The sequence below is a fragment of the Corynebacterium sp. LK31 genome (assembly GCF_014335015.1).
GTDB classification, from domain to species: Bacteria; Actinomycetota; Actinomycetes; order Mycobacteriales; family Mycobacteriaceae; genus Corynebacterium; species Corynebacterium jeikeium_D.
Window position 1 is genome coordinate 1 of the sequence record NZ_PDGW01000016.1, and the last position, 13817, is coordinate 13817.

At 50.4% G+C, this 13817-nt stretch carries 11 protein-coding genes; 5 read left to right on the top strand and 6 right to left on the bottom strand.

What is annotated here, in order from left to right:
- Window positions 1–215: 215 nt before the first annotated feature.
- From CRD18_RS07225 to CRD18_RS07240, 4 genes are all read left to right on the top strand, one after another.
- The gene (locus CRD18_RS07225; RefSeq protein WP_070605490.1) at window positions 216–527 is read left to right on the top strand and encodes a hypothetical protein; all 312 of its coding nucleotides are present in this window, start codon (window positions 216–218) and stop codon (window positions 525–527) included.
- A gap of 603 nt (window positions 528–1130) precedes the next feature.
- A complete protein-coding gene (locus tag CRD18_RS07230) occupies window positions 1131–1913 on the top strand; it encodes a hypothetical protein (RefSeq protein WP_070605486.1) in 783 nt (260 codons plus the stop codon).
- On the top strand, window positions 1906–2391 hold the full coding sequence (locus tag CRD18_RS07235) for a PIN domain-containing protein (RefSeq protein WP_070605484.1): 486 nt from the start codon (window positions 1906–1908) through the stop codon (window positions 2389–2391). Before CRD18_RS07230 ends, CRD18_RS07235 begins: the two co-directional genes overlap by 8 nt.
- 333 nt (window positions 2392–2724) lie before the next feature.
- Window positions 2725–3585 carry a siderophore-interacting protein gene (locus CRD18_RS07240; RefSeq protein WP_070605483.1) on the top strand — a complete coding sequence of 287 codons (861 nt, stop codon included), beginning with the start codon at window positions 2725–2727 and terminating at the stop codon, window positions 3583–3585.
- A 537-nt stretch (window positions 3586–4122) separates the two neighbouring features.
- Here the strand turns inward: CRD18_RS07240 and CRD18_RS07245 are convergent.
- The 4 genes from CRD18_RS07245 to CRD18_RS07260 all read right to left on the bottom strand — a co-directional run bounded on the left by CRD18_RS07245 (window position 4123) and on the right by CRD18_RS07260 (window position 7766).
- The gene (locus CRD18_RS07245) at window positions 4123–4881 is read right to left on the bottom strand and encodes a hypothetical protein (protein WP_141744347.1); all 759 of its coding nucleotides are present in this window, start codon (window positions 4879–4881) and stop codon (window positions 4123–4125) included.
- Window positions 4882–4916: 35 nt separating this feature from the next.
- Window positions 4917–5510: a hypothetical protein gene (locus tag CRD18_RS07250; RefSeq protein WP_141744346.1), complete on the bottom strand. Its 594-nt coding sequence runs from the start codon at window positions 5508–5510 to the stop codon at window positions 4917–4919.
- A 103-nt stretch (window positions 5511–5613) separates the two neighbouring features.
- Window positions 5614–6273 (bottom strand): hypothetical protein, encoded by a 660-nt coding sequence (locus CRD18_RS07255; RefSeq protein ID WP_070605475.1) that lies wholly within the window; start codon window positions 6271–6273, stop codon window positions 5614–5616.
- Window positions 6267–7766, bottom strand: a complete 1500-nt coding sequence (locus tag CRD18_RS07260; RefSeq protein WP_070605472.1) for a serine/threonine-protein kinase — start codon at window positions 7764–7766, stop codon at window positions 6267–6269. The genes CRD18_RS07255 and CRD18_RS07260 overlap by 7 nt, the downstream gene beginning before the upstream one ends.
- A 494-nt stretch (window positions 7767–8260) precedes the next feature.
- On the opposite strand from CRD18_RS07260, the gene CRD18_RS07265 reads away from it, so the two are divergent.
- A complete protein-coding gene (locus CRD18_RS07265) occupies window positions 8261–8896 on the top strand; it encodes a hypothetical protein (protein WP_070605469.1) in 636 nt (211 codons plus the stop codon).
- 1600 nt (window positions 8897–10496) lie between these two features.
- Here CRD18_RS07265 and CRD18_RS07270 read toward each other — a convergent pair.
- Window positions 10497–11654 (bottom strand): hypothetical protein, encoded by a 1158-nt coding sequence (locus tag CRD18_RS07270; protein ID WP_187406616.1) that lies wholly within the window; start codon window positions 11652–11654, stop codon window positions 10497–10499.
- A gap of 55 nt (window positions 11655–11709) precedes the next feature.
- Window positions 11710–12759: a hypothetical protein gene (locus CRD18_RS07275; protein WP_141744344.1), complete on the bottom strand. Its 1050-nt coding sequence runs from the start codon at window positions 12757–12759 to the stop codon at window positions 11710–11712.
- Window positions 12760–13817: the final 1058 nt, after the last annotated feature.

Consider the following 13817-nt stretch of genomic DNA (forward strand, 5'->3'; position numbering starts at 1 on the left):
CTCTCTGGGGCACAAATACCCTCGCCCTGAACTGGCGTTTAACCTGTTCGGGCAGGGTTTCCCCTATCCGACTACCCCCCCCCGCTAATACAGCCGGATACAGCCCTAAACAGTGCCGTATGTCGTGGAAATGTCGTGCGGTTCCCGGGCATGCCTAGGTACATCAATCGGCACGGAACTTCCGTTGTGGGACCTAAGCGCGTGACGAAGGATGAGTGGGCGCGTATCCGCGGAGACATCGAAGCGACCATGACGAGGAACTGTCGACGCTTCACGACTGTTACATCGTTCTCGATTCCTTGTCACGTGTGCCGCTCGAGGCCGGCGAGGTTCCTTCGACACGGGAGGAGCTTCACCAGGTGTGTCAGCGCGCCGGAGTGACCACTCGAGCGGGTGTCCGCGCCGTGGAGAATCTGCAGGCCGTACTGCACCCCGAGCTGGAGGGCACCTATCACGTTCCGCTGAACCAGGTAATACGTCAGGCCGACCCGTATTCGTGGGATGGGTGGATGCGGATTCGGCAGTGAAAGGACGCGAAACAGCGCGCGCCGTTGCTCGGGTACAAGGAACTCGTGTTCGCTCTGGGACTCGGCGCCGGATTGCGAGGCAAGGAGATGGACGAGCTGACGTGGGAACAGGTCGAGATGCAACGAGATGGCAACGTGATCCTTCGGGATGTGGATGGGCGAGACGTGCCCGTGATGAACCGGTGGGGTGCCGTCATGGCTCTCGCTCATGGCGGTGAAGGCCACGTGTTATACCCGGGACGGAAGGAGCGATCAGGGATCGCCGGTTCCGTGTTAGCTCGAAGCATGAATGAGGGGCTGCGTCCGTCGTTGCCGAGGATGAGGCCGAACGGTTGATGGCGGGGGTCCTGAGGATTGGGTGCGCCGTGTAGCGGGGGTCGGGTATGAGAGGCAGTGGGATGCTCTTGTGCGGGGATTTGCTAGGGCCAGTTGATACGCGGGAGTGACGGGAGGCGCTTCGGGACGAGGACGATAAGCTTACCCCTGTCCAGGGGTAACAGGCGAAACAAGAACCACAGGTATTCGGCATGTTTTACCCGAGTAGCTCTGCAGGGTCGGCCCTCTAACTAAACTCAAAGTCACCGATATACAAGGAGGTGACACATGACCAATCAAGAAAACTCAGAGACCTCAGCCCTTAGTCTCAAACTTGACGGCACCCTGCAAGACATGGACGCGAAGACTGTCCTTACAGGCCTGGAACTACTCACGAAGCTGGTGGCCAGCTTTACCGATGAGCCAGTTAAGATGGGCATCCTCGAAGAAGGAAGCGCTGTGACAGGCGTGCTGGCACCTCCTGCGGTTGAAGCTGAAGTACTTGATGGAATTGCTCACCTTCGCGACGGTGGAACTATTCCCGAGAATTGGACATTCAAACAGGTTCAGTGGGTCCGTGATCTAACGAAGCTTGAATCAAAAAGTGGTGTCACCGGCGTCCGATTGAGTCCTTCCGGCGCTTCGGGAGATGTGCACCTTGACGCGCCCTTGCGAGAGGCAATCGAGTCCATTTTCAAAAAGATTCCTCTCTCGCTGGGTTCGGTTACGGGCGAGCTGTATTACTACTCCGCCAACAAGGGGCAATTTCATGCCAAGCTCCACCCTGTGTCCGGCGGGCCTATCGTGAAGATCAGTTTCACCGAAGAATTGGATGAAGAACTTCGTAGTGGGTTACGAGGCCAAGTCAGTGTCTATGGTCTTCTCAAGCGTCACCCCGAGACACATGTTGTTGAAGAAGTTGATGCACGACGTATACGGGTTATCCGGTCCGAAGCTCCCGCGCGGTCAGGGCGAGGGATTTGGACGGACCTCAAGGAACAAGGTGTCACGGTGGATGCGTTAATGAAAGCAATTCGTGGAGAGAATGAGGTAGGTAGCGCCAATGGCTAAGACCCGAGAGGCCGTCAAGGTTGCCGTTGATACGTGCCTGCTTTTGGATATGTTCCTTGACGAGGAACAGACGTACGCAGAACGTACCGCGCGTGTCTTCGAAGACCCGAAGTTCGAGGTCTACCTGCCTACGCTGGTCGGTGTTGAGGCGGTTTCGGCGCCAAGAATGCGGGGCGGGCAGCAGGTAGCGCCTATCTCCAATAAGCATATTGACGAAGCCAAAGAGTTCTTTGAGTCAGCAAATGTTTTCTGGGTTGAGCTTGATGAATGGGCGATGCGTCGTGCGCAACAGCTTGGGCCAGAAAGGATGATCAAGCCTCAGGACGTTGCGATTCTGGCCTGCGCGATCGAAGCGGGGTGCGAGTACCTGTTCACCAAAGACGAGCCACTCATCAAGGCGAGCAGAGGTCTGGAAGGCATTGAGGTATGCCATCCACCTACTCTCAGTGGCACTCAGACCGCGTTGAAGTTGACCTAACCCTTTACTGGTGAAAACAGAGTGGGAGCTGTACGGGAGACAGTAAGGGCGATTGACGCGAGACAGTGCCCTGACCAGCGGAAACAAAGATAGAGGGTAGGGAGTTACATGAAGGCCCCCATTTATTACCCCCCCCGTCGCGAACTGGTGTTTTTCTTGTTCAGGCGGGGTCCTTTATCTTCTCACGACCAGCCACAGCGCGCTCCTACTCACAGGAATAGTCATCATCAACAAGCCTCCATCCACCTTTATGTTAGGCCTACCTAATCGTATGGCGTGTAAATTTCCGCCAGTACAAAACAGCCCCAGACTTGTTGAAGGACAGTGACAACCATGGCTGACCTAGCTAAAGCAGCAGCACCGAAGCGCAAGCCCCGCAAGGCACACGAGGCAACAGTTACTGGACGTCGCCAGATTTCCCCAGACCTTGTTCGTTTGAGCATGAACTCGCCTGCATTTGTGGGCAAGGAGCTGGAGTTTACCGACCATTACATCAAGTTACTGTTTGTGCCAGAAGACGCTGATTACTCCTGGCCGTTCGATATTGCGCATATTCGCGCCGAACAACCGCGAAATAAACTGCCAATCACCCGCACCTACACTCTGATTAATCTGGACTCCGAAACCGGCGACTTCGATGTCGACTTCGTCACCCACGGCGATTCAGGCCTGGCTGGACCGTGGGCACGCGTAGCTGAAGTCGGAGACAAGCTTGGCTTCTTAGGGCCAGGTGGCGCATGGGGACCTGCGGCCGAATATGGACACTTTGTACTCGCCGGCGATGAGTCCGCAGCACCAGCTATCAGCGCCGGACTAAAGCACCTCCCAGAAGGCACGACCGCAACCGCATACATCGAAATCGAAGCCGAAGATCGCAAGTTTGAGCTCCCAACCCGAGAAGGCGTGGAGGTCCATTGGGTCCTCCGCAACGGCGCAACCCACGGCACAGAGCTATCCCGCGCAGTGCGCGAGGCGGGCATTCCAGAGGGTAAGGAAACTAACTGGTTCATCCACGGTGTCGCCGAGATGATTAAGGAACTGCGCCGCTTCCTCTTCGTTGAATCTGAGATCCCGAAGAAGGACGTTTCGATCTCTGGCTACTGGCGTATCGGTATGACCGAAGACCAGTGGCAGTCCTCTAAACGAGAATTCAACGCTGAGGTTGAGGCCGAAGAGGAAAAAGCCAGGGCCTGACGTTTGCTCGAACGTTAGTACTTGGCTAGGTCTTTTAGCGATGAGGAAGATCGAACCCATCACTCATACCCCACCCCACACTGCGAACTTAGGCATTTAAATTGACCGCCCGGCCCGGCCATAAACCCATTCGAAGGAAATACGGATAGTCGGCCACACCGTGCGTTATTAGCAGTGTTTTACTGGCAGTACTCGCTCGAGCGCTATCTATCGACATATCTTACTTTTGTAGTACAGTCGCGTAATGGATGCTGCTATAGCGAAATAGAAGAGACTGCCTGATAATTATGGGAAAGACTAATCCCTCGGCTAAGCCACAACCCCGATGCATTTAGCCGACATACGAGCGCATGCCCTCAAGAACTCGACAGCGTTATCTGGCTCAGGAGCGCAGAAACCGGAGATCTTCTGCCCCGGGCATGCTTATCGGTGTTTAGCTGGTGGGAACGAATAAATCGGGAGTCTCACAACAGCTGGTAGCTATTGAAAGCCAGTAGCTAGCTTTCAATAGCTACCAGCGTGCAAAATTCAAATACATCAAGCAATCCGAACCGGCTGTACGATTGTTACGTTGGGCAGTCCCTTGAGCCCGTAATCAATCTCTAAAGTGTAATCGCCGGGTATGTCATTCATAATTCCCGCATCAAAATTACACGGGTTAACAGCTGACTCAGCTAACTCGTTAACTTCATCAATCCAAGTACCGTCAGAATACTTGACTGCTCGATTGATGCCATTTTGGTCATCCATTCGAATATCCATAGCACACCTGGACTCGGTGATTTCTTCACCGTCAGGTGTAAAACCTGTTATCTTTACCCAAATATCTGAGTAGTAATTATCACCGCCCTTTTCTACTACCTCCTTATCGCGGGGGTAAATGAACTGAGAATTCATGTTCTTTTTATAGAATTCGACATTGATTTTTCCGAAGCCGAATTCTTTCAAATCCTTGAATGTTGCCGTTACATCCGTCGCAGCATCACTCGACGGTTGCAGTTGCGAGACAACCAGACGATTTCCGTCGATTTTAGCGCCACCAGAGGCCATGGGGACCTTCTCCCCATTCTTACCCGTGTCTTGAGACGAGCTTTCCGCATTTTTCGACGAGGAAACTGACGAATCTTGTTCCGTTGACAGATCGGCCGACCGGGAGCTTTCCGCATCGGTAGCTTGCGTAGTGAACGTAGGAGCTCCCTCACGCTCAGCTTCACCATTAACACCAGCTCCACACCCCACAAGCATCACCGACATAGGTAGTGCGACTACTGTTGCAACAATCTTTTTGCTTTGCATTTTGCCGTCCAATCACTTACAACCGAAAGTCTCGACTACCATCCTGCCGGCTCGAGAGCGTCATCAATATCGGGCCACTCACACAACTTCCAATCACCGTCTTCTTTAACAAATTTAACTGAATCATCACCGATCATTTTTTTAAACGATGCAGTATTTGATTCAAGGACTGCCTCTTCATCCGAAAGTTCCGTAAACGTTGCCTTATCGATTGCTTTGTTCACAGACTTCAGTTTCGAATCAACCGATTTTTTGTACTGCTTGATGTCGTTTTTTAGTTCTTTTTTGTCAGGAATACCAGACCCAGATTCCAAATTTTTCATCATTTTGTAAATATCATCTGAATCTGCCTCGTCCGGCATATCTTCCGAATGCTCGGAACAAAACACCTTGTGATATGACTTAGCAGTATTATTGAGCTGCTTTTCTAACAGCTTTTCAGCCTTATCGGAATCGCCATAGTTCACTTCATAGGTTGCATCCATAGTGGCCTGCAACATATTGGCAGTCGCAGAAGAATATTCTTTCAGCGAATCCTGAGCAGCGCTCTCAGCTCCACCACACCCCGCAAGCAAAAGGCTCGAGGCTCCTACCAGCGCCAATACAGTGTGCCGCTTCTTCATATTCATGCATCTCCTTAATGCCCTTGACCCAACGACCAGAATCATAGCAAAGCACTTAATGAAAGTTAAGGATTCTAGGGAATGCTCCCCACCCGCTCAGCGAATGTAGTTATCCATCGAAATCACTGACGAGGCCAGTTTGATACGCATATCTAGCCAAACTAACCCTATATGGCCTGTTCAGAGGTCTATCTTGTGCGGAAATCTGTTTAACCAAATTTTCAATCTTGGAGTTGGTCTTCTTCTCGGTCCACCCCAGAGTTTGTGCACACTGCGCAACTGTCGGGATGGCCTCGTCACCTACACCTGGGTATTTTCGTAACTTCTCAGTTAACACAATCAACAGTTGAGCTTGCTCACGGTTAGTTCGAATTGCACCACGCGTCGGATCGTTATCATTCTGACTAGGAGCAGGCATTAACGGGGACAGTCGGGGTCCGGTGATCTCCAGCGACAGTTCATATTTCCTTATAATGGTCTCAAAGACGAGATACCACTGGCCATTCGGGATGAAAAGTGATTCCTTCGGCCCGAGGATCATATTCCCTGCTCCATCCTGAGCCGAAACAATCTGTACGACTACCCGATCTCCTAGGTTGTCCAGCTGCCATACCCCCTGATTATCCCAGACTTGGAGCAATTTCCGGTGGAGGTAAGGGTCATCGCTTCCGATTACAATCTCCGCCGAACGCCCAATAATTACTCTATTTCCGGGTTGCATTGAGTAAGACCTGCCCAGGTCATCACAAATAGCAAGACTCTTTAACATACTGGCACCTCAGTGGCTCGTTCCGCCACTCGATTCCCCCACAGCAGCAATGCGAATTCACCGTTCTTGTGTTCGGGAATTAAATACTCATTACCTTCTGATGTAATCTTGGAGATTTCACAAATTCCATTGCTGAGTCGACTTACATTCCCTTCTGGAATTGACGCTTCAAGGGCTTCCTGGTTGGAGAATTGTGTGATAACAATTCCTTCCCCATTTCCTTGGCACTGAACCGACTCAACCTGCCCGTCACCAGGCTCAACGTTTTTACATCGGTATCCCCTCCACTTATTCTTGCCTACAAGTTTTGGAAACTCTTTAGCAATATTTGTATTGGCAATAGCACCGTTCTCTTCCTGTATTTTGTTGAACGCCACATAGCCTCCAACGGGTACTGCCACCAGTAGAACCAAGGTGAGCACGATAGGGGTTTTAGAGCGTGAACGACCACTGCGGTCTCGTCCAACTCGCGTTTTTCGGCGATTGTACTGGGAGTATTCGCCAGGTCGCCCAGTAAGGGGCAGTGCTTTAGTTTCTTCTGGTGCAGTTTGCCGAGCTCGGCCCGTGTCGTAGTTCAAACTGTCAGTTTTTCCTACCGCTTCAACGAGAGCCCGCAGGAAATCCTGTGCACTCCCATAGCGGTTCGCTGGAATTGGATCCAACTGCTTCTCAATCACGCGCTTAATCTTGGCCCCGTAGGGTTGTTCCGAAGGAAGCAGCCGCGATACATCGAAATCAGGCACTCCACGGTTGAACCGCCATTGTTCAGTCGTCCTAGTTTGCCTAGCCCCCACGAGGGTTAGCATTTCAAAGGCGATAAGCCCTAACGCATAGTTATCAGTAGCCGGTGTCGGGTTACTCAACTCCTCAAGGTAGTCACTATTTCCGGATTGGAAAAGCTCTGGAGCACAGTATGATTCTGTACCAATCAGCACGTAAGGGCTGGTAAGTCTTGTAGCACGTTCGACAATGCTGATACCAAAGTCCGTCAATACCGAAGGTGATTGCTGTCCGGCATTTTCTGCAGGGAGCAAAATATTCGCAGGCTTTATGTCTCTGTGAATAATTGGGTCTGGCTTATGTCCATGCAGGTAGTCCAGGGCACTGGCAATCGGCATCAGAATCTCTACCGTTTGCTCCACAGAAAATGGCTGATTTTGCGTTTTCCTGTGATTAATTTCTGTGTGTAGATCGTTACCCTCCACGTACCGCATGAAAAAGTACGGGACACCTTCAGGAGTCACATCACTATTAAAAATTTCGACAATCGCTGGATGCCGCAGCGAAGCTAGCGTCCTCATCTCTTGCTGAAATCGCGCTTTTTGGTTGGTGTCGTTTGCCGTTTCGTTCGAAAAGACTTTTAGGGCCTCAACTCGTTGCAAGTCGTTTTTCCGAACAGCCCAAACGGTCCCCATGCCCCCTTGGCCCAGTGCCCCTAGAAGCTCTGCGTTTTGCCGACTTCGAAGGTGCTCGGCTAGCTCTTCTCTGTTCATCGCTCTCAAAATTGAAATTTCAGGGTGAAACGTACTTCCGCCCCGGACTTTACTACGCACTCGATGTAGTTAATCTAACCAGGAGGACTACGTACTCTGCTGACCTATCTTATATATCCCCTTCATTTTTCTTGAGTTGGTCTTGGTAGCCAACCGAGTACCTTCCTGCCAGGACCCGGTTAAAGAGCTCACCGCAAAACCGCGCGGTAAAACAGTGAAGTACAGCTCACTCAGCTACGGAATGCCTTACCTCATGTCTGTACTTTTGCCTTTTGCTTAGCTGCCTTAGAGAAGCTCCCTGTATGCAAATCGAAAAGTCGACTGTATAGTTGCCGGTTGAAACAACCTATCTATTGGGTGCCAGCAACTTCCATGCCACTAACTCGGCAAGTACCCCTATAACTAGCACCACCCAGTGGTTTTTCAAGAGCCCCACTCCTAATAATTTTGAGAATAAACCGCGACAAACCAGCCTGAGAAGCCCAGAAAGTGAGATGGATGTGAATACGCGAACTCAGCTGTCAGCCGTACAGCGCCCTCAACTCACTGCCGGCCGGCGCAAGAACCGCCAGCACCTGGCGCTGGCCTGCTGCTTCCTCACCTTCGCGGCCACTGCCACCAGCTGCGCCAACAGCGAAAGCAAGGAGGTTGCCGCGACGCAAACCTCGTCGTCAGGCCAACTTACTACGGTGTCGACGACGAGTTCGCCGACAACGACGGGACCAAAGGTTCGAGAAGGCGGCACGCCGCGCATCGGGCAGCTGTGCCCGAACCAGACCGGCGAAATACGAATGAGCGCCAACGGCCAGAATCTTGAATGCGCACAAGTCGGCGAGCAGGAAGTGTGGACGGTGCTGCAGCAAACCCCCGCGAACCCGACATCGCAGCAAATGTGGATCTCCACTACTCCGACGACCACTGAGCCACAGCCTCAGGAACCTGAGCCGACGACTCCGAGCGAGAGCGCAACGGAGACGAGTGTGACGGAGAGCTCGACGACCTCTGATTCTTCCACTCCGCCCGATACTTCAACGACTCCGACAACCTCCGGCGAGCCGACAGAATCGGAATCGGAGCAAGAAGAGCAGCCAGGCCGAGATAATCAAGGTCTCACCGGCCTGTTCCGCTAGGCGCAAGGTTCCCTAATTCACGGGAACCTTGCCTCCGGTGGGCATCGGGCTCGCCCGTTACGCTATGGCTATCCCCGAGAATGGAGGTAGTCGCTGAGCCAAATATGGCCTAATCGCCCCGTAGTTTCAATCATTCGGGAGGTAGCGCCACCCGCCACCAGGACACTCCACGATACCTAATGGGGCAAGCACAACCTGAATCTATATCCAGACATCAATTTAGACGTAAATGTGCACAGCGGATGTCATTACGACAGCAACTGGAACGACGGTGTACCCATCTCGTTTTCTAGGAGCTCATCGTGTCACCGGAGCATTCCATAGATACTCCGTGGCCTAGCCTTCGGCAAATCTTCAACATCTATCCTTGCGCCTTCGACCGTGAAGGCAACAAGATTTTCGGCAAGCCGCTACCACAACTCGAATCAGAATTAACAGCACTGTTCAATGATATTCAGGCCCGCGGCACCGTCTTAGTTACCGTCCCCAACCTAGCACTATTGGTGCGCTTCCCATCGCGGCAGACAGTGACTGTGGCTGCGACGCCGGATACCAGCCCGACCGGGCGATGCGCAAAGCTGTTAGTCTCTGTCCGGCGACGTGTGATTACAAACAGATGCGACGCGCCTCACGCACTGTGGATACCGTCTGTACAATGCCTCATACGATGCGTGCGGTAGAACGCAACGATGATGTATTTTCCGCGCTGAAGATACTGCACGCTTCGTTAATGACATCGTCTGTCAGAAGCACAATTACAGTAAAACCGCGCTTCTACTTTCTTATTCAGATTTTCTCAAATCAGTTTCGTGTATTCGTTGGCAACTCACTCGCCCGAACCCCAGTGCCGGGATGGTAAATCCTCTACAAAGGATTGACAGGACTGAAAAAGCGGAACGAGCAAGGGATATCACCTTGCTGTCGGAACGTACCCACCATAACCCCGCAGCACTGGCAGACAGCATCCTCGTGGCACTAGTGAGGCAGACCGCTACTTGTTCCAGGCACGATGGCCGCCGAGTATGTCATTCCCTGACTGGCAGCCAACATTAAAGCCCTGAAAGCCCGTTACGATGCTATCGCCAACTGAGCCGAAATTGGCTGAAGGATTACCCTCTTTCCCAAGTCTTGGATTGAACTTTCCAGGAATCGGCGTCAAGACCGCAGCACAAATCCTACTTACCAAAGATGACAGACGCGATTCTCCCCATCGATCCATTTAGCTTCCTATCCAGGAATCGCTGCTGTGAGACGACCAGCAGACTCATCGATCGAGCTGAAATCCATGCTCGGGAGGCATCCACTGCCACGCAGCCGCCAACTGCCCGACATAAAGCCCGTGTAACGCAATCTACACAGTGCTAAACACTTCCGAAACACCCCACCGGACTAATCCGCCGCGTAACGAGATGAACCCCATGCCTGTACTCCCCAGCATAGACATAACGCCTGGAAAACAAAGACACCCAAATTCTAAATGGTTAAGATAGATCAAATAACGGTCATATATTTCATAAATCACAAAGCGAAGAGTATTGCACCGATTAAAAACCGGATGATAGCCCCACGAGTGATTCTCAACGAAAAATAATTCCCCCGATTACAACCTGGTTAAGAGCTCGGCTCGCATATCAGGCGGCAACGAAAGCACGGGTTCAACCTTAGGGATATCAATCAACATATCATCTGAAGGAGGGTTCACACGTTCATTTTCCACGAGTGCACGAATCTGCCGTGCTCGTGCACGCATAAAAGGTTCCGCCCACGCTTCCGCAAGATTCTGGTCGATTTCAATTCCGACCAAGCTTTCAAAGCGACGTTCCGCTTCCTTTCGAGCATTGTCATTGCGGGTAAGAAAATCTATCTCTATATCTCGTAGACGACTTTCATAATTAGTCCGGTTCTGCCAATTACGTAGTGATGCTTCCTTTTGGGCAGAATCATTAAAAGCGCGAGCGGACTTAATTAATCTATCACGACGCCATTTTATGGTGAATAATACTCCAGCAGTGATACCAATAGATAAAAACAAAGTATAATTTATAAACGTGGACTGGCTTGCTTCATCTGAGGTAAAAGCAAGGATAAACATTGAAGCAACGGCTGAAAGCATTAAGCTCGCGAAGAGCAGACAGCATCCAATTAGAATATAGAAAACTGAGCTATGTGGCTGCGGAACCGGCCTTTCAGAAACGTCCTCAAAGTCAGGACGCTGCGGATACGGTGCTCTATTAACGAAAATCCCCGTTACAAGGGCGTCATCCCTCCAAGACGGTTCCTTCCACTCCGAAAAAGAGGAGGCGACCGACTCTATCCTCTCAACAACGACATCTGTCCAAGAAGCGCATGCTTGTGAATACCTGTTCAAGAAGTCAATAGCGGCCGGACGATAATTATAGTAATATTTCCTACCAACTCCATCCCGCCACTGCGCGAATCCAATGCTCTTTAAATCGCCCAGATCCTGCCGAATCTCCAGCTTCATTTCCGTCATACTTGCGCTCAACGAATCGAGCTGGCTAGTTAGCTCATTGTGGAAACGTTCTCCTTGAAGAAGCTGTTCTTCCTGCTTAGACAGGATTGCGCCTTGCATTTTTCTTGAAATTAACGCATCACGATGGGCAATTGCAATTCCAGCGGCGTTTAACGCCAATCCTGCTTGCGTAGCTTTCAGCTGCTTTTTTGCGAGCGCATTGTTTTGACGCACCTCACTTGCCATATCGGTGTAACGCTCATTGAGACTAGAACTGCGTACCATTATGCTTCCTTTCAAGAAAATTCCAGCTGATATTGCACTCAATTCGAAGAGGACGCTACATTGTCAATTGTTTATCCTCTAGAATACTCGTCTGGCCAGTCGCGTCATCCCCCATGGAAAACTTTCTATTCATATAGTCCAATGCGGGCCGCCTTGCAACCTGCCCCTGCTCCGCCAAGATTTCTACGACACCTACAACAGATTCTTTATCGCAAATAACCGAAGGGTATTTCACAGGCACAGACGTAGCGCTATCATCAAACGGTAGATAGTAAGACTTAATCCAATATGGCTGCATTGCATTAAACTCGTCCACTTGTTGACCATCAACTTTAATGGGGCGTGTTCCATCGTGGTAAAAAACTATACCGGAGATGTCGCCGTCAAAAGCTTGACTGAAATATTCAGCAACGTGAACCGCCGTCCCCGACATACGGGTAATATCATTACTAGAGTCCAGTTCATACATGCCGTCGTCCGCTGGCAGAGAGTTTAATAGCAACCCTTCATCGTCAATCCTGCGTGCCTCCAGCAGAATGTTCTTGCCATTCACGGTCACCACATGTGTCGAGTCAAATTCATGCCCCTTTGGCAATACGACCATTCGAGGATTATGAATTATCTGAGAATTTTGTAACTGGGTCTCCAGCGCCAATCCTACCTGTACTTCCAATGCCCCAATTTCTAGTGGACCTTCATATTCGCCGTCGAAAGTCTTTAAATCATCCACATTAAAGTACCGCCCGACTAGCATGTCTTGATAAAGCTGCTTAATTTTCGCTGCTTGCTGGGCAGCCGCGAGCTCTCTCGAAGAGAAGGAATTGTCGCCATATTTCCAATGAACCCATTTTTTGGTACCGAAGTAGCTAGCGGCGGCACCTACTAGGAAAGGCAAAATTACAAGTCCAGCCGCTGCTAGGATCATAGATACACCAAGGAAAATAAGTATGGCTACCAAAACTGTCCATGCCTTATCTATGCGTTCATTTAGGGGTTTCGCAGCGTTCCCAGCCTCTTTGAGATAGTAGTTGTACGCGTTGGTAAAAGCCACTACGCCTGGCTTACCACTCACCTGCAGATTGTTTATATTATTCGAATTTGACACCTTTCCTCCTTTAATAGATGCTAATAATATTAGCGGCCAAACAATTTGTCGCATTGATTTGCAACAATTGATGTTACGACTATTCCCAAAAATTACAGCATTTTAGTTTTCAAATCGGAGCAATTTTGAATCCATTTCGGCTTCTATCTACTTGTTTTACACGCATTCCTTAACACACTACTATTCAAAATACTGTAACGGGAATCTTGCCAACAGGCACATGGGTCAAGGTGGATAATAGAATAACTTCAGCCTTTTCGACCTTTTCTCCGTGTCAACGTTTTACAGTAGTAGGGTCGGTTAGTTAGCGGCACCTCTAAATTACGTAGTCCGAGTGGCTTCCGGCATTTATATCTACCTTCGAACTAACACCCGATATCGTATCAACACAGCGTTGCCTCCGGAAGACTCGTGGGGAGCACTCCCCAAACGCACTTTATCCAGGTCTATTCTCCTAAACTGTTGACCTAATCATCTTGATATATACTCCTGGCTAGCCTACCCCTTTATGGGGCCAGTAAGTAGCTTATCCTGGGCTAAAGGCTGCTTAACCACTGCCTCAAACATCCAGTTTGCCTTCTTTTCGATCCAGTCCAGGATTTCCGGAGATTGTGGAAGAAATAGAATCGTTTTTCTCTTGCTCCGGCATCCTTTCGTGTCTTTTGAGTTTATATGCTTAATCAACGCTTTTGTTCGTGGTTAACCCTAATTAAATCCCGAGTTGGGTTATTATTTTTTTAGCTTGACACAATACCCAATAGTGGCAATATTGCTCCAACAGACCGTGGATGAAAGTTCGTATCCTTTCACAACTGTTTTGAACACGATGAGCCACTGTCCATTGAGAAGAAACAAATAGTCTTGCGCCCCTAACATCATGGTGTCAGCTCCACCGCGTGGAAAACAACATGCAGGACTACTCAAACTCCTATCTCATCAGGCTGCTATTTTCCTTCTTCGGCCCAAATCTGAATTTCACTTCTATGGAGATAGAGGCCGTCATTGCCAAGCGCTATTGGTGATGAATCGATGGAAGGGCCCACTGATAAATTAGCCCG

Excerpts from the sequence above, each read along its gene's own strand:
- CRD18_RS07270 (WP_187406616.1), bottom strand. The coding sequence starts at position 11,654 with ATGGTACGCAGTTCTAGTCTCAATGAGCGTTACACCGATATGGCAAGT.
- CRD18_RS07265 (WP_070605469.1), top strand. The coding sequence starts at position 8,261 with ATGGATGTGAATACGCGAACTCAGCTGTCAGCCGTACAGCGCCCTCAA.
- CRD18_RS07235 (WP_070605484.1), top strand. The coding sequence starts at position 1,906 with ATGGCTAAGACCCGAGAGGCCGTCAAGGTTGCCGTTGATACGTGCCTG.
- CRD18_RS07245 (WP_141744347.1), bottom strand. The coding sequence starts at position 4,881 with ATGCAAAGCAAAAAGATTGTTGCAACAGTAGTCGCACTACCTATGTCG.
- CRD18_RS07260 (WP_070605472.1), bottom strand. The coding sequence starts at position 7,766 with ATGAACAGAGAAGAGCTAGCCGAGCACCTTCGAAGTCGGCAAAACGCA.
- CRD18_RS07255 (WP_070605475.1), bottom strand. The coding sequence starts at position 6,273 with ATGTTAAAGAGTCTTGCTATTTGTGATGACCTGGGCAGGTCTTACTCA.
- CRD18_RS07230 (WP_070605486.1), top strand. The coding sequence starts at position 1,131 with ATGACCAATCAAGAAAACTCAGAGACCTCAGCCCTTAGTCTCAAACTT.
- CRD18_RS07250 (WP_141744346.1), bottom strand. The coding sequence starts at position 5,510 with ATGAATATGAAGAAGCGGCACACTGTATTGGCGCTGGTAGGAGCCTCG.
- CRD18_RS07240 (WP_070605483.1), top strand. The coding sequence starts at position 2,725 with ATGGCTGACCTAGCTAAAGCAGCAGCACCGAAGCGCAAGCCCCGCAAG.